Source organism: Methanoculleus sp., assembly GCF_020696975.1.
Taxonomy (GTDB): Archaea; Halobacteriota; Methanomicrobia; order Methanomicrobiales; family Methanoculleaceae; genus Methanoculleus.
In genome coordinates this window covers 162,904-181,537 of record NZ_JAJGBK010000029.1, presented here as the reverse complement: position 1 = coordinate 181,537, position 18,634 = coordinate 162,904, and the positions used below count along the sequence as shown (strand labels likewise).

Genomic DNA, 18,634 nt, shown 5'->3' with positions numbered 1-18,634 from the left:
GTCTCCTTCGGGGGCAAAACGTCGCGATCGGCGCCGCCTCCCGGGATGTGCGCAATCGGCGGACCGTCCCCACCCGTCCGACGCCGTGATGGCGGAGGAGCCTGATGCCGATGGTCGAAGGGAGTTCCTCCACCAGTACCCATCGTCCGGGGCAGCCGAACCCGCCCTCCTTACTCCTCCACACTCCCCCCGTACACCACCTGCCCGAAGCTGATGCACCCGTCCCCGAGGGGATACTCCCGGTTAATAACGAACTCGAGCCCGGCGGCACGGACCGCCTCCCGGATCGTCTCCCGGATCGCCTTGTTGTACGCCACCCCGCCCGAGAGCGCTACCCGGGGGATCCCCCGCTCTTCTGCCGCCCGGACGGCCATCGCGGCGACGCCACGGGCGAGGTTGTGCTGGAGCGATGCGGCGAGATCTTCGGCCCGCTCCCCGGCTGCGGCCCGCCGGAAGGCCTCCGCGAGGAGGGAACGGGTCGAGAGGACCTCGCAATCACCGTCGCGGAGAAACTCGAGATCCCAGGCCGAGGCCTTCCCGGCATGCGCCGCCGACTCGAGTTTCATCGCCGGCTCGCCGTCGTAGGTCCGCTCCCGGCAGATCCCGAGGAGGGCTGCGGCGGCATCCAGCACCCTCCCCGTGCTCGAGGTCGCGGCGACGTTTAAGCCCCGCTCCACCTGCCGGACGAGGACCGCAAGTTCGATATCGCTCCACCCTCGCGATGCAAGGAGATCCCGGACTTCGGCGGTGGGGAGGATGCCGTAGAGCATCCGTTCCGGGAACCGGGTGGCGAGGTCGCCGCCCGGCATCGGGACGACCTCGAGGTGGGCGACCCGGTCGAGGTGGGGCACCTTCCCCGCAAATACCTCGCCACCCCAGATCGTTGCGTCATCGCCGTAACCCACCCCGTCGATAGCGATCCCGACGCACTCCTCCCGGGTCGCGGCGGCGATGTGTGCCCGGTGGTGCTGGACGGCGAGGAGCTCCGCCCCGGTCGCTTCGGCAACCTCCCTCGCGTAGCGGGTCGAGAGGAACTGCGGGTGGAGGTCGTGGACGATCCGGTCATAGCGTGCGCCGGTGAGGGTGCCGAGCCTCTCCGTCGTCTCCTGCAGGTAGGCGAGCGTCTGGGGGTTCCTGACGTTTCCGACATGCGGGGAGGTGATGCAGAAGCCGTTCTTGTAGATGGAGATGTTCGCGTTCAGTTCCGGGCCGACGCCGAGGATGCACCCTTTGCCGAGATCGATCGCCTCCCGCTTCGGGGCGAGACCACGGGAGAGCCGGATGATGTAGCCGTCCCGGACGACTGAGTCGTCGCACCGGTTGACGATCCGGCGGTCGTGAGTGAGGATATAATCCACCTGCCCGGGAAGTCGCTCGAGAGCGGTTGCGAGATCGGTGGTCATCGGGTAGCCCGGCAGGTTCGCGCTCGTCATGATGAGGAGCGGGTGGGCGAGTTCTGCAAAGAGGAGGTGGTGCAGCCCGGTGTAGGGGAGCATGCACCCGATGGTGTGGAGGTTTGAGATCCCCGGGAGGGAAGCGGGGTCCCGCTTATCGAGCACGACGATCGGCCGTTCCCGGGAGTTGAGGATCGCCCGCTCTTCGCCAGAGACGACCGCGATCCGCTCCACCTCCGCAGGGGTCGCCATCACCGCGAGCGGCTGTTCCGTCCGGCCCAGGCGGCGCTTCAACTCAGGGGCCGCCTCTTCGGTGCAGGCGATATGGAATCCACCAATCCCACGGATCGCGACTATCGAGCCGGCATCGAGGAGCGCCGCCGTTTCCCGGATGGGATCTGCCGCTACCGGCGTTCCATCGGTCCTGAGAAGGGCGAGACGCGGCCCGCAGGCCGCACAGGCGATCGTCTGCGCATGATGGCGCCGGCACGACGGGTCGGTGTACTCGCTCTCGCAGGCGGCGCAGGCCGGGAACTCCGTCATCGACGTCCGCTCCCGGTCGTAAGGGGTAGTATTGATGATGCTGTATCGTGGGCCGCAGTTGACGCAGGATGTGGCCCAGTAGCCCTCATATCGCCCACCCGGTGTGAGAATGTCGGCGATGCAGTCGTCACATATGGCAACATCCGTCGGGATGAACCCCGAGAGGCTTCCGGAACCACTCTCAAGGATGTTGAACGTATCGGGTGGGTTGCCATGCAAATTCCGGACATCTACGGAATCTATGTGAGATAACGGTGTTCCTCTGGAAACAGCCGCCAGGAACTCCTCAAAACGGTCCCCAAATGCATTGATCTCCACTTCGCTCCCGAGGTTTTTGACGGTCCCGGTGATTCCGAATTCCCGGGCCTTTGCATAGACAAAGGGGCGAAATCCGACCCCCTGGACGATGCCCCGGATGATAATGGTGCCACGTGTACGCATTGAAATTTCAGCAAAAATTTATGGAGTTATACAACGATATAACAATAGGGTATCGCATTGACGGGACATATTAAAATTCTTAATGATCCAGTTGAACTGGTTCCTCTTCTTATAACGTTCAATAATGCCGATTATAAAAAGATCTACGAGCTCTTAAACAAAGCCTGGCTTACCGAGGAGGAACTGGGAGCATACGTCGAGACCTCGGTGGCGACCGAGTGTCTCTCCATCCTCAAGAAGGGAAACCTGATCGAAGAGCAGTGGCGGATGCCCAAGCCCGGAGAGAAACCGACGAAGGAATACCGGACAACATACAGCAAATTCCGGGCCAGTTTTCAGTGTTCCATGGGCGATATCGGGGACCTGCTGCACATTGCCATCTCAAACGACGAGGGCCTCCGTACGATCGTTGACTCGGTCGAACAGGAGATTGCAGCGGGCACCACCTCGATCGGCGATATATCCCGGAAATACGGCGTCAGTCCGACCTTCATCAAGGGGCTGGCAAAACGGATCCCCGGTCTCGACGTGAAAGGGCAGGGAATGGTGTTGCTTGACCGACCTCACTGACGATCCCCTTTATGTCATCCTGCGCAGCAAACGGGAGGCTACCCGGTTCCAGATCCTCGTAGAGATCGCCGAACACCAGCCTGCCATCCGCCAGCAGGAGATCGCCGGGAAACTCGGCGTGACACCCCAGGCTGTCTCCGAGTACATCCGGGAGATGGTGGACGAAGGACTGGTCACCGCTCACGGCCGCGGCCGGTATGAGGTGACAAAGGGCGGGATCGAGTGGGTTCTGCGGCACGCCGAGGCGCTTGAATCCTATGCCCGCCATGTCAACCGGGACATCATCCAGCAGGTGGCGGTCTGGACGGCTATCGCCCGTGACGAGATCCAGAAGGGGGATACCGTCGGCGTCTTCATGCAGGATGGATGGCTGTATGCGACGAAAGAGGAGCAGAGCGCAACAGGCAGGGCGACCATGGACGCAGGGCCCGGGGAGGATCTCGGTGTTGCCCAGTTGAACGGGATCATCGAGCACGCTGAAGGGCTTATCCATGTCTGCAAGGTGCCGCGGGTCGAGCGGGGCGGCTCAAGGCAGGTCAGCATCGATCTTCTCCGGGAGGCTATCCAGAATGTCGAGATGGTGGGCGCCGTCGGCCTCGAATCTTACGTGGCCCTCAAAAAGGCGAATATCGAACCGGATATGTTCTTCGGCTCCCGGGAGGGCGTCATCGAGGCGGCGTTCCATGGTCGGGAGTGCGCAATACTTATCGTTGATGAGGAGTTTACCGATTTTCTCAAGCGACTGGAGACGGTGGGGCTCACCTACACGATCCACGACCTGATCGCACCATGAAGGTTATCGTCCAGCCCCAGAAAGGCACATACAAGCTGTTGTTTGTTGAAGGCGGCCGTGTCGAGGGCTCGGGTTTTGTCGACCTGACTGCGACCCCGAAGGGCCGGCGGCCCAAGAACTTCAAGATGCGCAGGCGGGGCAAGCAACTCAAGCCCACCCCGACCCGGGATCTCATCACGCTGCTGCGCCGGTCTTCCGTCCTCCTTGCGGCGAAGAGCCCGGAGTTTGAGTCGTTCCTTGCGGACCTCCAGATCTCGTCATCAAGGATCAACATCTGCCGGTTCTGCCAGCTCGAGGACCGGTTTGTTCCCGTCGATAAGACTACCGGTGTCCGCTACGGCGGAGAGTGGATCTGCATGGACTGCGCGAAGCGCGAGATGCGCCGGGAGCTCGGCTACCTGGGCAAGTTCGGTGGTTCGGTGCTCGTGCATCTTGAGAAACTCCTCGTCCAGGTCCGGGATCTCGACCGGGTGCTGGCGTCGGTGGGGCCCGATCATCCCGACCGGACGCGGACACTCTTTGACCGGCTTGAGGCACACGAGGTCCAGAAGACGGCTCATATCACCGATCTGCCGCTGCCTCCCGCGTTTGCGAAGGCTGCCGGGGTCGAGTACCTGATGCCCGTCCAGCAGCTCGCCGTCCAGGACGGGCTTTTGGAGGGGCAGCACCTCCTCGTCGTCTCCGCCACCGCGAGCGGCAAGACCTTCATCGGGGAGATGGCCGGGATGAAGAACTTCCTCGAAGGCCGGGGGAGGGTGCTCTTCCTGGTTCCGCTGGTCGCGCTCGCGAACCAGAAGTACCAGCGGTTCCGTGACCGCTACGGCCACCTTGTCCGGGTCACCCTGCAGACCGGGGTGAGCCGCCTCAACCTCCCCGAGACCCGTCCGGCGGGGGACCGGGACGTCAACGCTCCAGTCGTGGTGGGGACCTACGAGGGGATCGACCATGCTCTCCGGACCGGGCGAACGCTCAAGGATATCGGGACCGTCGTCATCGACGAGGTCCAGATGCTCGAGGACCCCGAGCGTGGTCACCGCCTCGACGGGCTGATCGCCCGGCTCAAGCACGTCGCTCCCGACGCCCAGTTCCTCTACCTCTCGGCCACGATCGGGATGCCGGGGCTGCTTGCGGAGAAACTCAGGGCAAACCTGGTCCGCTACGCAGACCGGCCGGTCCCGCTCGAGCGGCATCTCATCTTCGTTGAGCGGTCCAAAAAGATCGGGTTCATCAAGCAGATGGTCGCCGAGGAGTACAAGGTGCGGTCGTCGAAGGGCTATCGGGGCCAGACGATCGTCTTCACGAACTCCCGGGCCCGCTGCCACGTCATCGCCGACGCGCTCGGGAAGAAGGCCGCCCCCTATCACGCGGGGCTGACCTCCCAGGAGCGCCGGGACGTGGAGCGGCGGTTCGCGAACGGCGAGATTGCCGCCGTCGTGACCACGGCGGCGCTTGCGGCCGGCGTCGATTTCCCGGCGTCCCAGGTGATCTTCGACGCCCTCGCGATGGGCATCCAGTGGCTCAGTGTCCAGGAGTTCCACCAGATGATGGGCCGGGCAGGCCGGCCGGACTTCCACGACCTCGGCCGTGTGGTCATCATGGCGGAGCCCGGCGGGTCCTACTCCCGGACGTCCGGGAAAACCGAGGAAGAGGTCGCCGTCGGCCTCCTGCGGGGCGAGATGGAGGAGGTGGCTCCCGAGTACGACATGGAGCAGAGCACGGAGGAGTTCGTCGCGAACGCTATTGTCTCTAACGGCGACGAGCAGCAGGTCATCCGTATGACTCACTCGATGGTCGGGACGCTGGAGCCCGCCCTGCCGACGCTCCTCGACTACGGGCTGGTCCGGCGGCGGGCGGGGCGTATCGAACTCACCGATATGGCCCGGGTGATGGCCGAGCACTTCATCGGCGCCGAGCGCCTGATCGAGATCAAGGATCTCGTCCGGCGGATGGACGACGCGGCCGAGGTCGTCGCGGAACTCGAGTGCGCCGAGGAGAAGGAGCAGTCGTAGGGTTTTATTGGAGAGGGTGGTCCCTCCCGGGCCATCTATCCAGACTCCGGTATATCTCTGCCGGCGTCATGACGGGCGTTCCTCTGCATCATCACCGCAAAGACCGCGGTCGCCAGAAGGCTTATCGCCCCACCCACATAGAAGACGGCGTCAATGCCGATATAGTCCATGAAAACACCCCCGATCAGTGGAGCGACGATCATACCTATCCCGAAGGTCGTGTTATAGGCGCCCATTGAGGTTCCCATCCCGATGGACCGGCCTGCATCGACCGTCAGGGCCATGATCGACGGCTGCTGGATGGCGCCACCGACGCCGATGATGGAGGTGATCACGAGCAGTGGCCAGAACGACCCGGAGAGAGGGATTACCGCAAGCGCCACCGCCGCTATCGCAGACCCTATCACGATCAGGGCAACCTTGTTCCCGGTGTCGGTGAGCCTCCCGACCGGCACCTGGAGGAACGCCATCAGGAAGGTGTTCACGGAGAGGATGATCCCCACTTCAGTCGGGCTGATCGCGATGAATGGTCCAAAGACCGGGATGAAGACCATCATGCCTCCGCGACCGAGGGCGCTGATGAGGGTGAATATCAGAACCCCTCGCATGACTGGCAATCTGAAGATCTCCCGCATCGGGATGGGTTGTCCGTCCGGGAGGGTGAGCATGCCCGGTTTCGCCTCCGGGAGGGAGATGGCGACGAGGAGCGTGGCAAACGCCGAGAGCGCGGCCATGACGTAGAAGACCGATGGCATCCCGAACGCGTCGTTTAAGAACCCGCCAAGCAGCGGCCCCATCCCGAGACCGAGGAACATCGATATGGAAAAGTTCCCCATCTGGCTCCCCTCCTTTCCCTTCTCCGAGAGGTCTGCGATGTAGGCCATGGCTATCGGGACGACCATCGCGGACGCAACCCCGTGCGCGAAGCGGACGACCGTGAGGGAGTAAACATCGCCGGCGATGAGGTAGGTGAGCGAGAGGGCCGCGTAGGCAAACATGCCGATGAGGATGATCCACTTCCTCCCCCGCCGGTCCGATATCCGCCCGATGATGGGCATGAAGACCGACCGGGAGAGCGCGAAGGCTGAGAAGATGATACCGAGCCAGATGCCGGTCGCACCCAGGTTTTCCGCGTATATGGGGAGGAGAGGGCTGACGACACCAAGCCCGAGCATGGTGGCGAAGACCGAGATAAATAAGACGTTATAAATCCGTTTGGCTGTATTCATGGAGATTACACCTGAGAGCAATGCCGCAGGGCCCCGGTCTGCGGCTGATGCTTCACAATTGCGGGAAAAAATGTTGGCGGTACTCCGCCTTATATATTAGCCCGGTCGCCGGCCGGGATCAGGCCCGCCGTGCGACACAGTACCACCGGTCGTAGATGGGATCGCGCTGGTTCTCGAAGACCTCGGCATCCCACCCCTCTCCGGCGCACCAGCCTTCAACCAGGCCCGCCTCGGCCTCGGTGCCGAGGGTGATCAGCGCTTCATCGGTGAGATTGAGGAGATCGGTGATGATCGGCCTCCAGAGGTCGGTGTTGTAGGAGTAGATCTCCCCGGCCATGAACGCGGCCCCGAGTGGCACCGGCGCGATGTAGCGGGAAGCCTCGCGTGCGTCGATGCACATGGTGTCTTCTGCGACGAGACGCCCCTTCGAGAGGCCGAGTGCGAGGAGTCCGGGGTCGTTGTCGTAGGCAAGCGCCCGTACTCCGCCCGCCCGGAGAGCCGCGGTGCCGACGCCCGACCCGCAGCAACAGTCGAGACAGAGGGTTCCCGCACGGTCGCCCCAGACCTCCCTGACGAGATCGCGAATCATCCCCTCCCGGTCGGGACGCAGGTCTTCGAGGGCGGGGAGGACGGTTGCCTGGAGTTCCATACTGTAATACTCGCGGACCGCCGAGAGCCAGACCTCCCGGCTCTCCTGGTAGAGATCGCCGCCGACGGCTTCAAAGCACTCGATGGCGGCAAGCGTCGGATCCCGAAAGAGGAACGATGCGGCCTGCCAGCCCCCGTCACCGTGCAGCGCGAGTGCGAGCGGCTCCTCATCATCGTCCACCAGGAGACGGGCTTCGTCCGCTACGGCCTGGAAGAGCAGGGCCGTACAGGAATCTTCTGTCAGTTCCGCAAACGACGGTTCAACCAGCCGGCACCCGTCGACCTCAAGGATATCTGCAACCTTCATGCTGCTCGCCTCTCTATTTTGAGCCCCCCGGGCGCCCGGATGACCCCGTCCACACGAGCGTCCTCGTGCAGGGTGAGGCTCCGGCAGGAGACGTTCCCGAGGATATGCACCTCCTGCTCGATCGCCACGTCGCCGTCGCTCTGGACGTCGCCGTGAATGACTGAACCTCTCGCGACGCTCGCGCCTTCCCGTGCATGCAGGCTCCCGAATATCGTCGTCTCCTCCCTGACCGCGATCGAGCCGGCACGGATGTTCCCGTGCAGCCGGCACCCCGACCCGACGGCCATCCTCTCCGGGACCGAGAAGGTCTGCATGTTGAGGACGGCGCCGGCCGGGATCATCAACGGGGTGGCGCCGGGTCTCTCCTCATCGCCGAAGAGTTTCTGGAGGACGGAATCCAGTTCGTCCTCCTTCTCGATCCCGAGGACGGCCACCAGGTACATCACGATGTATATGATGACCGGCATCGGGTTCCTGATCGAGATCCAGCCTTTCGCCTCAAACCCGCGCTCGATCTGGACATTGTCCCCGATATCGAGGTCTCCTCCGACGACCAGTTTCCCCTGGATCTTCACGCCCTCGCCGAGGTAGGCGTCCTCCTCCACGACGACATCGCCGCTGACCTCACACCAGTTGTCTATCCGGACATCGCTGGTAGCAATGATATTGCCGTTGATCTTGCAGAACTCACATATCACGACGTCGTTGCCCGAAAGACCGTAATCGATCCGGCATCTCTCACCGATGACGATATCCTGCCCGGTCTTGAGCGTCCTCTCCTGGAGTTCGGTGCGATCTGGAAGGGCACAGGCCCTGATCCAGTCGTGGTCTTCCGTCGATTCCATTTACCTGGTATAATCTTCATGCGCCATACTTATGACTCTTGTTAATTAGATCCAGGGCAATCGGCATGAGATCGCCGCCGCGAATACGGTGGAGACCGCCCTCGGCACACGAAATTTCATCGAACCGGACGTTCCGGTCCACCCTGACTCCGGGACCCCGGATGACGACCGGCACCGGATCGGCGCTGTGATCCTTGATTGAGCAGGGGGTGCTGTGATCGGCACAGACGACGATCAGGGTGTTGGATAGATCGAGCAGCGGTTCGAGCGCCGTGTCGATAACCTCGATGAAGTCTCGTTTCTGGATCCCCTTTCCGTCGTGGCCGGCCTCGTCTGCGCCCTTGATGTTCATCAGGACGAAGTCCTTCCGGTCAAGTTCTCCGAGTGCCGCCCGTACCTTGGCGTTGAGATCGGAATCGACCGACCCGGTTGTCCCCGGCACCGGGATATGCTCGAGCCCCACGACCTTCCCGATCCCGGATATGAGCGTGGCAGCGGAGATGACGCTCCCGGAAAGGCTGTAGCGCTCCTCAAATTGAGGGAATTTGCCCATTTTCCCGGCCCCCCGGATCAGGAGGAGATTTCCCGGCGGGAGCCCCTCTTCCATCCGCCGGACGTTTATCGGGTGTTCGTAGAGGATCTTTGCGGACTGGCGGATGAACTCGTTGCAGGCAGCAGCCGTCTTTGCATCCGCCGGATCGTCGGTGCAGGGCCGGATGGGGAGCGGTCTTGCCCCCTCTTTCTTCGGGTCGTTCGAGGAGATCTTATCCCCGAGGCCTTCTCCCACAAGAGCGAGGGCCGCCCGGTGGCCGGCGCCTGACTCGAACCTGAACTCGAGGCCGAGAGGTGAGAGGTCCACACCTTCCCGGATCGCCTCCGCGAGCGGCGCGGTCCCGGAGATCCGGCCGGCCCGGCGGTCGGTGACGAGACCGTCAGCGTCGACCGTGGCGAAGTTGCACCGAAAGCCGATCATCCCGGCGGTCATGTGGATCCCGGTCCCCTCAGCCTCGAGTGGGCCCCGGCCGGTGTAGTACTCCTGCGGGGGATAGCCAAGCAGGGCGAGGTGGGAGGTATCGGAACCCGGACGGATCCCCGGGGAAACGGAGTCCATGATGCCGCATATGCCCTCGGCCGCGATCCGATCGAGGACCGGGGTTTTTGCGGCCGCGAGTGGGGTCAATCCGTTCAGCGCTTCACAGGGACGGTCGGATATCCCGTCCAGAACCAGGAATAGCACCTTGTCAGCAATCATCGAGAACAGGTGAGATCGCGAACCTGATTACTCTTCCCGGTGTGCAGGAAAGAGGCTGCTCACCGGGCTGTATCGGCCACTCTCTGCAACGCCAGGCACCGCTCCGCCTGGCGGAGCGCCTCCTTCGCGAGGGCGTCCCCGCGCCGGTAGCACTCCTCCTCGCAGCCGATCATGATGAGGATATTCGTCGCCTTGATCATTTCGACCGAGAGGCATCGGATCTCCACCGCGAGGTCGTCGCCGACGACCGCCTCCACGTCGCATACGGCATCGTAGATATGGTGCGAGTGTCGGTCCAGCAGCGCGTTCGCGGTGAGAACTCCAGTCCCGCCGCCTTCCGTGCTCCGGAGATCGGTCCACTCCCGGTGGAACTCGACGAGCATCCTCCTGATGATTCCCCGGGCGATCTTCTGCTGCTTTTGTGGGGGCGCCTGGTTCGGCACAACCTGTTTTGCCTCTCCTATCTCTGCATGCCGCTCTTTGACCGTCACCATCTTCACCTCCTGGCGCATTCCGGCGGTGGTATATCCGGTCGTAGGTGATATACCCTTCGTGCCGTCACCGTCTGCGGTATGGCGAGATGAGGTAAGACGGGGAAAAATGTAAAATTGAGGGAGCAACCGGCCTTATACGGTCGCTATCTGCTCCAGTTTGGACTTGGTGATCTCGACCCGGCGGATCGGGTAGATCTCCTTTGCGACCTTGAAGACGTCCCGGGCCATGTCGCCGGAGACGATATCCTTGACCAGGGTCTCAAAGTCGTTTTCCGCTGCCTTTGCGGCGAGAGCCTGCGAGATTGCCTGCCGCACGGCGTGGACCTGGCTCTGCTCGGCCCTCGAGAGGGTGAGGCAGACGACCGTCACCCGCAGGAGTTTACCGTCCTTGCTGACGATCGGGTGGACGGTGTCGATGCGGGATGCCCGCCGCTTGACCATCGACCGGAGGTAGTCCCGGGTCACTTCGTGCCCGACAAACTCCGTGTACGCGGCGTCGCCGGCCACGTTGTTGATCTTGAACTTCATCTTGATGTGGGACTTTGAGTAGTCCTGCACAACTTCGCCGAGCGTCGCGGTCATAACCCGGCCGACCATGTTCGCGGGGTCGGCCGAGATGGTATCGCCGATCTCAACTTTGCCGAAGGCGTCGGGTACGAAGACACGGTACCACTTCTTGGCCTTCCAGCCTTCCACCCTTCTTCCAACCTGTTTCTTCCTTGCCATGGTATCACTTCTTTCTGGTTATCTCTTTTTCAGCCCTGATGAGGCTACATCACTCCGGATCTGCCGTTGTTTTGAAGCGCAGGTGCATACCTCCTCCGCTATCGCCAGGTTCATGAGGTAGTCGTCCACCGAGGCGATGATCGACCGGAGTCTGGTCCCGTCGATCTCGGCCCGCACCCCACCCTCGATTGGGTTGGTCCTGATCAGGGTGAGGTTGTCGGGTTCGAGTGCCGCCGCCACACAGCCGGGATGGTTGTGCGGGGTCTCGATCGTGCCCTCGATCCGGATCATGCGGGCACCGCCTCCTGGAGTTCCTGCCTGAACCGGTCCACCTGGTCGGCGCCGATCCGGGCTCCGGCCCTCCGGTGATGCCCGCCACCCTGGCCGCCGCATGCCTCCGCGGCCCTCCGCATCAGCGCCTCGAGATCGAGGTCGATCCCCGGAGGGCAGCGTGCCGATATAAAATACTGGTCCCCTCTCTCTCCGATGACAAAGACGGGGCCGTCCTGGACGAAATCGTTTGCGAGTGCATCCGCGACGTCGCTGGTTACCGTCCCGTCATCCACCGCAAAGAGGGCGACGCGCTCGTCGAGGCGGCGCACGCCCCGGATGCCGGTGATGACCGCCTGCCGGTAGCGGGCGGTGATCTCCCAGGCTTCCTGGAGCGCGTGGGTGGAGCGGAGGCAGAGTGATGCACCGAGATCACCGCATCCTGCCTTGCCGCAGGCGTCGACAACGGCGGCGAGGTTTAAGGCCTCGTCGATCACCTCCCGCCCGAGGCTGTAGGTGGTTCCCCAGATCCCGCAGAGTGCGGGGAGGGACGCCTTCGGGGCGGTCGCAAGGACGATGCGCGAGAGGAGAGCCTCCGTATCCAGATCGTCCTCGTCGGTGACCGCTGCCACGAGCGTCCTTGCCGTCTCGGGATCGCCCGAGAACCCGGTGAGATAGGGGTTGACGGCGAGGGCGAGTTGCTCCACAAGGCCCCTCCCCGCGAGACGGAGGCCGCGGCGAGGTGTGATGAACCCGTTCGCGATGCCTTCGCTCACGATCTCCCGGTTCGGCCCTTCGAGATCCTGGCCGTCACCGAGGATGCCGAGGAGCGCAAGCCCTGCGAGGTCGCGGTTGTCCCCCATACGCTGTGCGACGAGGTAGGCCGCACCGGCCGCTGAGAGGTTCCGGTCGCCGTCGATTCCCTCGAGGCGCGGGTTGACGTGGTGGTCGCCTTTGAAGTGGGGCAGGTGGTGGTCCACCACCATCACGTCGCCGGAAAGATCCGGAAGTGATGATCCAAAGTCGCAGAGAAGCACGCTGCTGTCGTCGGGGACGTCTGCTGTGGTGATGCCTGAGCGGATCCTCAGCCGGAACTGCATGCCCTCGCGGAACATGGCGTGGCAGAGGATGGATGCAGCGGCTATGCCGTCTGCATCGTGGTGCGCGAGCACCTCCACAAACTCCTGCGTGAGCAGGTGGTCGGCGAGACCTGCAGCAGCGGCGTCAAGCGACATGGGTCCTCAGCGGGAGAGCAGGATCTCCGCGGTCTCCGGTTTGTAGGTCCAGCCTTTCGGCAGCCGTCCGGACCCGACGTAGTACTTGACCAATCTGCGCACCTTGGACTCGGCGATCTGGAGCTGGCGGGCGTTGTGCACGTCCTTCTTGTTCTCCGCCAGGTGCTTCCTCATCCCGAGAGCCTTCTGCATCAGATTCCGGAGATCTTCGGGAATCTCTGCTTCAAGGCCCTTCTCGCGGAGGATCTCGGTTACGCGCTTGCCGGTGGCAAGCTTGACGTCAGGAACAGCATACCTGTCCCGCAACGCAAGGCCAATCTGGCTGGTTGACATGCCGTCTTTGCGGAGATCGACAATGATCTTCTCGATCTCCGTTACGTTCGTGTTGGACCACTCGGGTGCTTCCTTCCGGTAGGGTCGGACGGAACTGCTGGTTCCGCGACGCCGAGCGTACATTCTTGCCATTCATACACCTCCGTTAAGTATGCTATGTTAAGTCCAGAAAAGAGTCTTTTTACTGACTAATCTCTGTAATCCCAAGCCTTTGCAGGCAGTGCTTCCGGGAGCACGTCGGACTTACCATAGCCAGCACATGCAGTGCTGCAGTACCAGTCGCCGGAAGACGGCTTAAGGGTATCGGCTGCACGCACAGTTCAAGAGACGGTGCAACGCCTGGGGCTTTATCATGTTTTAGAGCGATTCCTATGTATAATGGGAGATTGCCAGGGCTGCCGTCCCGCGAATGCTTCTGCAAAGGCATATCTTCTCACCTGCGGGATCGTCGTCTCCACCCTGCTTGCATTTGGCATCACGGCATACTGCCTCTCCGCAGGAATATTTGTGGTCTGCTCCCACCTCTTCTATATCCCGATCGTTCTTGTGTCCTATCGCTATCCCGACCGGGGCATCGTCTTTGCCGGTCTGCTTGCCGCGGGCTACATCGCGGAGGTCCTCACCCTCTCCTCTGCCGGTGCACTCGAGGTTGCAAACGCCCTGCTCCGGGCTGTGTTATTCTTTGTCGTCGCGGCTGTCGTGTCACAACTCTCCGCCCGCCTGCAGGCACGGGAGAACCGGTACCGCGGGATATTCGAGACGTCCGGTGCGGGACTCTTCCTCTTCTCGCCTGCGACCGGGAAGATCGAGGAGATGAACCGGAGGTGCGCTGAGATGCTCGGGTATCCCGGGGACGCGATCCCGTCGGCGGGTGTGGCCTCGATCTGGCCCACGTATGCGGGAGTTCAGAAGGTGAAGAGGATTGAGAGCCTGGACTGCACCCTCACCGGACGGGACGGGGAACCCTGCCCGGTCCTTCTCTCGGCGAACCCGCTCACCGACCAGGACCTGGTCTGCGTGGCGATCACCGGGACGGCAGAGCAGAAGCGTGCGGAGAACCAGCTCCGGCGTTCGGAGGAGACCTACCGGGTCATCCTCAACACCGCGGACGTCGGGATCATTCTCACCGATCCGGGGAGAAGGATTGTGGAGACGAATACGGCCGCAGTCCGGCTCTTCGGCGGGGCCGGGCCGGAAGACCTGGTCGGGCGGAATCCTGAAGACCTGATTGCGGAGGGCTCCCGTGAGGTTGCCCGGGCCTACCGGGATCGGGTCCTCTCCGGTGAGACGCCTGCGCCGGCTGAGTGCATCTTTTGCAGGCTTGATGGCAGCGAGTGGCCTGCGGAGGTCTCGGCCACCCACCTCCCAAGGGATGGCGACGCTCCAGAGCGATTGGTCCTCTCCATCCGGGATGTCACCGAACGGCGTCGGGCGGAAAAAAGGATGCGTGAGGAGCACCGGTATCTCACGGTCGTCAACGAGGTCGTCGCCGCCGCGACCGCGTCCCGCAGGCTCGATGACCTCCTCCGGGTTTCGCTTGCAAAGACTGTTGCCCTGCTCGGGTTCGACATCGGGGCGTTCTACCTGATACCCCCCGGGAGCGATACGGCGATCCTCCGCGCGCGGGAAGGGGCTGACCTGCCCCTGCCGGCGACGGTGCCCCGGGACAGTTCCTTCTGGCGGGACTTCGTTTCGCCGGGCGAGGTGCGCTGCATTGAGGACTTCGAGGAGAGGTATCCCGGCTCCGGGGTCCGGGTTCTTGCCGTGGTATCCATCCCCGGCGATGATGGGCCGGTGGGGTGGATCGGGATCGGGAGCAGGACGGGGAAGACGGTTCCCCGGAGCGAGCGTGAGATTCTTCTCGGCATCGGGAATGAACTCGGCAATGCGGTCGTGAAGGGGATGCTCCAGGAGGATCTGGAGGAGGCGCTCACCTCTGCGAAGCGTTACCTTGAGGAGGCGACTGCGGCTGCCACTGAGGTCAACCTCTATGTCGATATCCTCACCCACGACATCAACAACGCGAACACTGCAGCGATGGGCTACCTGCAGATGTATCTCGAGTCCGCCGATTCGTCGGACGGAGCGGTTGTCCGGAAGTCGCTTGCGGCCGTCTACCAGAGCAGCGAGATCATCCGGAACGTCTCGACGATCCGCAGGCTCAAATCCGGCTCGGGGGACCTCGGCCCCGTGAGGCTCGGGCCGGCGATCCGGGAGGTCTGCAGGTATCACACGGATGCCCGCATCACCTGCGATGGAGCGGATGCAACGGTCCTTGCCGACGACCTCATCAGCGAGGTCTTTGCAAACCTCGTCGGCAATGCCAGGAAGTTCGGGGGGCCGGAGGTCGCGATCATCATCAGCGTCCGGGAGGAGGGCGATATGGTCGCGGTGACGGTTGCCGACAACGGCCCCGGGATTCCCGACGCCGCAAAACCGCGCATCTTCGAACGCTATCGGCGCGGGGAGACGAAGAAGAGCGGGAAGGGTCTCGGCCTCTACATCGCCCGGATGCTTGTGGAACGCTACGGGGGAAGTGTCCGGGTGGGCGATCGGGTCCCCGGCCACCCGGAGGAGGGGGCCGCGGTCACGTTCACCCTGCAGCGGTATCTCCCGGAGACGGCGTGAGCCGAATCTTTATCTCCTTGCGGGTCAACATGTAATGGTACCGATGCGATAGTAGTCTAGCGGTAGGACAGGGGCTTCCCAAGCCTCTAGCCCGGGTTCGATTCCCGGCTATCGCATCCGAACGCCGTTTTTTGTATCCCTGTTCTCTGTGAACCCTCACCGTTCCGATGGTTCGTCCTCCACGGCAATCTCAAACCGGCAGTGGTCAAACCCCATCGAGTAGCACCGGGTCTCGACCGCCGCCGTCGGCCGGCCGTAGTGGCGGGAGAAGAGCGCCCGGAGGATCCCTGTGTCAAACGCGCACGCGGGTTTTCCTGTTACGGGCAGGTCGGCGCACTCAAAGCAGTCGTAGACAAGGAGGACGAGCGGTTCCGTTTCCGCGACCTCGACCCGGCCGAGGCGATGCTCCTCCCAGAACCGTGCTATCTTCGCACAGAACTCTCCGGTCTCCGGGTCGGCAACCGCCGGGTAGAGTTCCTCGCCGATCCGCTCCCCGGCCCGGGTGAGGAGCGGGTCAATGAGAACCCCTTCCTGCATGAGCGAGACCCGGATTGTCCGGAAGGCCAGCCGGTAGAACGCGTTCGGGTCGCCGGACCCGGTCCGGTATGCCCCCGCGTAGGCGGCGAGGTCATCGACCACCCGTTCCTCCGGCGAGAGGCTCGCGACGAGGTCGCCGGTGAGGAAGAAGATCTTCTTCCGGGAGTCTTCCGGATCGGCCCGGGACCCGACCACACCTGCTGCCACGAGGTCCCGGAGGTGTACCGAGACCGTCGACTTGGCCCGTCCGGCGAGGACGACGATCTCCTCGAACGTGTACTCGCGTTCACGGAGTGCTGCAAGGATCGCCCGCCGGACCGGGCTTCCGACTGCCCGTGTCCCGCCCGGCGTCGAGTAGAGGTCTATCTCCCGGTCCGGCTTCAGCCGCCCGGTCCTGCCCCTGCCGGTGATCCCGTCTTCCATAGAATAAGATCGAAAGGAAGATATATCAAATGTTCGGATACAATAGAACGTTCGCAATACAACGAACTATTTGAGGGATGAAAATGATGGCCACACAACTCGCCCCCGGCGTCCACTGGGTCGGGGCTATCGACTGGAATCTCCGGGAGTACCACGGCTACACCCTCCCGGGAACGACGTATAACGCCTACCTCGTCCGGGGTGAGAAGACGGCGCTGATCGACGGCGCGTATGCCGGGTTTGAGAACGAGGTCCTTGGCAGAGTCGGAGCAGTCTGCGACCCCGGCGCGATAGACTACCTTGTCGTGAACCACATCGAGAAGGACCACTCCGGGACCCTGCCCGCGTTCGTCCGGCGGATGCCCGATCTCCCGATCTACTGCACGGAGAGGGCTCGCGCCGGCCTCGCCCGCCACTACGACACCAGCGGCTGGAACATCCGGGTCGTGAAGACCGGGGATACCCTCGACCTTGGCGGGAAGACGCTCACGTTCCTTGAGGCGCCGATGCTCCACTGGCCCGACTCAATGTTCACCTACCTCACCGAGGACGCTATCCTCTTCCCGAACGACGCCTTCGGCCAGCACATTGCAAGCGCCGCCCGGTTTGACGACGAACTCGGAAGGGACGCGGCGCTTGGGCATGCACAGAAGTTCTTTGCGAACCTCATCATACCGCTCGCACCGAAGGTCTTAAAGAAACTCGACGAGGTCGGGGGTCTCGGGATCGATATCCGGATGATCGCACCGAGCCATGGGATCATCTGGCGGTCGCATGTCGGGGATATCCTCAAGGCCTACACCGACTGGAGTCTGGGAGTCTCGAAGGACAAAGTCACGATCGTCTACGACACTATGCACGGATCGACCACGATGCTGGCAAAGGCGATCGCCGAGGGTGTCATGGCCGAAGGTGCCGATGTCCGGGTCTGCCTCCTCGCCGACGGCCGCTACGAGGGGACGCACCGGAGCGAGATCGTCACGGATATCCTCGACTCGAAGGCGGTCCTCGTCGGGTCGCCGACGCTCCAGGACGAGGTCCTCCCCACGGTGGCCGGGTTCCTCAGTTACCTCCGCGGGCTTCGACCCGGTCGTCTTGGAACGAAGAAGATCGGGTGCGCGTTCGGGTCGCACGGCGGCATGGGCGGTGCGGTCGCCCAGGCGAATGATGCCCTGAAGGCTGCCGGGATCGAGGTGATCGACGGCGGATTTCAGGTGAATTACCGGCCGGACAGCGACGAGATCGCCCGGGCCTACGAACTCGGCCGGAAGGTGGCGCAGGAGATCCGGTCACGGTGACGCCTCCCCGAACTCCGGACTGCACGTCCAACCGGGATCGGGGGGAGCGACTCCGGTCTGCGTGCCCGGAGTCGGAGGGGACGCGGCACGGCCCGGTGCCCTGCCGTCCATGAGAGCGATATCACCACTCCTATCTCTAAACTCTTCATGCCGCGCGCCAGATCCCGCTCCACCTACTCCCCGGGCGGATACCCTTTTTTACCACCTATGTCGCTCTCCCACGCATGATCCTTTTCTTCAGGACTTAATCAGGAAATACGGCATTTCCCGGGGCTGCATCGACGATGCCCTCGACCCGGATGCGCTGGGCCGGGTCAGGAGGCTTGACGGCTCCGTCTGTATCACCCTGCTCCCGTGACCTCGACGTGATCTCCGACCTGATCCGGAAGGCGCGTATGCAGTCACCACCGACCGGAAGGGCGCATTCCTCCTGGCGATTCTGCTGGAAAGCAACCGCAGGATGAACTTGACCCTCCCGTTCGAGAGGCACGCCCTCGCGTTCAGGATCATCGCCTTGATGGTCGTTCTTGCGGCGACGACCTTTGTGATCACGAGGATTGGAGAACTCTTCGGTCTCGCCCGGCACCGGGGATGAGATCTGAAGGGAGGAAACGTAATCATGGTCTGCGTCCTCTTCCCCACGGTGCTCCACGGAACAG

At 63.0% G+C, this 18,634-nt stretch carries 17 protein-coding genes and 1 tRNA gene; 7 read left to right on the top strand and 11 right to left on the bottom strand.

Going from position 1 to position 18,634, the window contains the following annotated elements; translation table 11 throughout:
• Positions 1-170: 170 nt before the first annotated feature.
• A complete protein-coding gene (hypF, locus tag QZ650_RS09495) occupies positions 171-2,378 on the bottom strand; it encodes a carbamoyltransferase HypF (RefSeq protein ID WP_292518756.1) in 2,208 nt (735 codons plus the stop codon).
• Between the two features lie 57 nt (positions 2,379-2,435).
• Here hypF and QZ650_RS09490 point away from each other — a divergent pair, with 57 nt between their 5' ends.
• The 3 genes from QZ650_RS09490 to QZ650_RS09480 are packed head-to-tail and all read left to right on the top strand — an operon-like array spanning position 2,436 to position 5,750.
• Positions 2,436-2,948 carry an ArsR family transcriptional regulator gene (locus QZ650_RS09490; RefSeq protein ID WP_292518755.1) on the top strand — a complete coding sequence of 171 codons (513 nt, stop codon included), beginning with the start codon at positions 2,436-2,438 and terminating at the stop codon, positions 2,946-2,948.
• Complete coding sequence (locus QZ650_RS09485) at positions 2,932-3,741, top strand: winged helix-turn-helix transcriptional regulator (RefSeq protein WP_292518753.1); 810 nt, start codon at positions 2,932-2,934, stop codon at positions 3,739-3,741. Before QZ650_RS09490 ends, QZ650_RS09485 begins: the two co-directional genes overlap by 17 nt.
• Positions 3,738-5,750, top strand: a complete 2,013-nt coding sequence (locus tag QZ650_RS09480; protein WP_292518751.1) for a DEAD/DEAH box helicase — start codon at positions 3,738-3,740, stop codon at positions 5,748-5,750. The genes QZ650_RS09485 and QZ650_RS09480 overlap by 4 nt, the downstream gene beginning before the upstream one ends.
• Before the next feature lie 35 nt (positions 5,751-5,785).
• On the opposite strand, the gene QZ650_RS09475 is transcribed toward QZ650_RS09480, so the two are convergent.
• The 9 genes from QZ650_RS09475 to QZ650_RS09435 all read right to left on the bottom strand — a co-directional run bounded on the left by QZ650_RS09475 (position 5,786) and on the right by QZ650_RS09435 (position 13,221).
• Positions 5,786-6,979: an MFS transporter gene (locus tag QZ650_RS09475; RefSeq protein ID WP_292518749.1), complete on the bottom strand. Its 1,194-nt coding sequence runs from the start codon at positions 6,977-6,979 to the stop codon at positions 5,786-5,788.
• Positions 6,980-7,097: 118 nt separating this feature from the next.
• Positions 7,098-7,934, bottom strand: coding sequence for a hypothetical protein (locus QZ650_RS09470; RefSeq protein WP_292518747.1), 837 nt, complete (start codon positions 7,932-7,934; stop codon positions 7,098-7,100).
• Complete coding sequence (locus QZ650_RS09465) at positions 7,931-8,779, bottom strand: polymer-forming cytoskeletal protein (protein ID WP_292518745.1); 849 nt, start codon at positions 8,777-8,779, stop codon at positions 7,931-7,933. The genes QZ650_RS09470 and QZ650_RS09465 overlap by 4 nt, the downstream gene beginning before the upstream one ends.
• A gap of 16 nt (positions 8,780-8,795) precedes the next feature.
• Complete coding sequence (locus tag QZ650_RS09460; protein ID WP_292518743.1) at positions 8,796-10,031, bottom strand: 2,3-bisphosphoglycerate-independent phosphoglycerate mutase; 1,236 nt, start codon at positions 10,029-10,031, stop codon at positions 8,796-8,798.
• A 59-nt stretch (positions 10,032-10,090) separates the two neighbouring features.
• On the bottom strand, positions 10,091-10,543 hold the full coding sequence (locus tag QZ650_RS09455) for a hypothetical protein (RefSeq protein ID WP_292518741.1): 453 nt from the start codon (positions 10,541-10,543) through the stop codon (positions 10,091-10,093).
• A gap of 114 nt (positions 10,544-10,657) precedes the next feature.
• Positions 10,658-11,251, bottom strand: a complete 594-nt coding sequence (locus QZ650_RS09450; RefSeq protein ID WP_292518739.1) for a 30S ribosomal protein S3ae — start codon at positions 11,249-11,251, stop codon at positions 10,658-10,660.
• Between the two features lie 18 nt (positions 11,252-11,269).
• Positions 11,270-11,542, bottom strand: coding sequence for a KEOPS complex subunit Pcc1 (locus QZ650_RS09445; protein ID WP_292518736.1), 273 nt, complete (start codon positions 11,540-11,542; stop codon positions 11,270-11,272).
• Positions 11,539-12,756: a DHHA1 domain-containing protein gene (locus QZ650_RS09440; protein ID WP_292518734.1), complete on the bottom strand. Its 1,218-nt coding sequence runs from the start codon at positions 12,754-12,756 to the stop codon at positions 11,539-11,541. Before QZ650_RS09440 ends, QZ650_RS09445 begins: the two co-directional genes overlap by 4 nt.
• Before the next feature lie 6 nt (positions 12,757-12,762).
• Positions 12,763-13,221, bottom strand: coding sequence for a 30S ribosomal protein S15 (locus QZ650_RS09435; protein ID WP_292518732.1), 459 nt, complete (start codon positions 13,219-13,221; stop codon positions 12,763-12,765).
• A 246-nt stretch (positions 13,222-13,467) separates the two neighbouring features.
• Here QZ650_RS09435 and QZ650_RS09430 point away from each other — a divergent pair, with 246 nt between their 5' ends.
• A complete protein-coding gene (locus QZ650_RS09430) occupies positions 13,468-15,717 on the top strand; it encodes a PAS domain S-box protein (protein ID WP_292518730.1) in 2,250 nt (749 codons plus the stop codon).
• Between the two features lie 45 nt (positions 15,718-15,762).
• Positions 15,763-15,833: transfer RNA gene (locus QZ650_RS09425), tRNA-Gly, on the top strand.
• A gap of 40 nt (positions 15,834-15,873) precedes the next feature.
• Here QZ650_RS09425 and QZ650_RS09420 read toward each other — a convergent pair.
• Positions 15,874-16,677, bottom strand: coding sequence for a V4R domain-containing protein (locus tag QZ650_RS09420; RefSeq protein WP_292518729.1), 804 nt, complete (start codon positions 16,675-16,677; stop codon positions 15,874-15,876).
• Between the two features lie 83 nt (positions 16,678-16,760).
• On the opposite strand from QZ650_RS09420, the gene QZ650_RS09415 reads away from it, so the two are divergent.
• The gene (locus QZ650_RS09415; protein ID WP_292518727.1) at positions 16,761-17,975 is read left to right on the top strand and encodes an FprA family A-type flavoprotein; all 1,215 of its coding nucleotides are present in this window, start codon (positions 16,761-16,763) and stop codon (positions 17,973-17,975) included.
• A gap of 460 nt (positions 17,976-18,435) precedes the next feature.
• Positions 18,436-18,570, top strand: a complete 135-nt coding sequence (locus tag QZ650_RS09410; RefSeq protein ID WP_292518726.1) for a hypothetical protein — start codon at positions 18,436-18,438, stop codon at positions 18,568-18,570.
• The last annotated feature ends 64 nt before the right edge of the window (positions 18,571-18,634 follow it).

What these genes read in the sequence shown, in the direction of transcription:
- QZ650_RS09420 (WP_292518729.1), bottom strand. Translation starts at nt 16,677, where the DNA reads ATGGAAGACGGGATCACCGGCAGGGGCAGGACCGGGCGGCTGAAGCCG.
- QZ650_RS09455 (WP_292518741.1), bottom strand. Translation starts at nt 10,543, where the DNA reads ATGCGCCAGGAGGTGAAGATGGTGACGGTCAAAGAGCGGCATGCAGAG.
- QZ650_RS09480 (WP_292518751.1), top strand. Translation starts at nt 3,738, where the DNA reads ATGAAGGTTATCGTCCAGCCCCAGAAAGGCACATACAAGCTGTTGTTT.
- QZ650_RS09430 (WP_292518730.1), top strand. Translation starts at nt 13,468, where the DNA reads ATGGGAGATTGCCAGGGCTGCCGTCCCGCGAATGCTTCTGCAAAGGCA.
- QZ650_RS09435 (WP_292518732.1), bottom strand. Translation starts at nt 13,221, where the DNA reads ATGGCAAGAATGTACGCTCGGCGTCGCGGAACCAGCAGTTCCGTCCGA.
- QZ650_RS09465 (WP_292518745.1), bottom strand. Translation starts at nt 8,779, where the DNA reads ATGGAATCGACGGAAGACCACGACTGGATCAGGGCCTGTGCCCTTCCA.
- QZ650_RS09415 (WP_292518727.1), top strand. Translation starts at nt 16,761, where the DNA reads ATGATGGCCACACAACTCGCCCCCGGCGTCCACTGGGTCGGGGCTATC.
- QZ650_RS09475 (WP_292518749.1), bottom strand. Translation starts at nt 6,979, where the DNA reads ATGAATACAGCCAAACGGATTTATAACGTCTTATTTATCTCGGTCTTC.
- QZ650_RS09470 (WP_292518747.1), bottom strand. Translation starts at nt 7,934, where the DNA reads ATGAAGGTTGCAGATATCCTTGAGGTCGACGGGTGCCGGCTGGTTGAA.
- hypF (WP_292518756.1), bottom strand. Translation starts at nt 2,378, where the DNA reads ATGCGTACACGTGGCACCATTATCATCCGGGGCATCGTCCAGGGGGTC.
- QZ650_RS09445 (WP_292518736.1), bottom strand. Translation starts at nt 11,542, where the DNA reads ATGATCCGGATCGAGGGCACGATCGAGACCCCGCACAACCATCCCGGC.
- QZ650_RS09410 (WP_292518726.1), top strand. Translation starts at nt 18,436, where the DNA reads ATGAACTTGACCCTCCCGTTCGAGAGGCACGCCCTCGCGTTCAGGATC.
- QZ650_RS09440 (WP_292518734.1), bottom strand. Translation starts at nt 12,756, where the DNA reads ATGTCGCTTGACGCCGCTGCTGCAGGTCTCGCCGACCACCTGCTCACG.
- QZ650_RS09450 (WP_292518739.1), bottom strand. Translation starts at nt 11,251, where the DNA reads ATGGCAAGGAAGAAACAGGTTGGAAGAAGGGTGGAAGGCTGGAAGGCC.
- QZ650_RS09460 (WP_292518743.1), bottom strand. Translation starts at nt 10,031, where the DNA reads ATGATTGCTGACAAGGTGCTATTCCTGGTTCTGGACGGGATATCCGAC.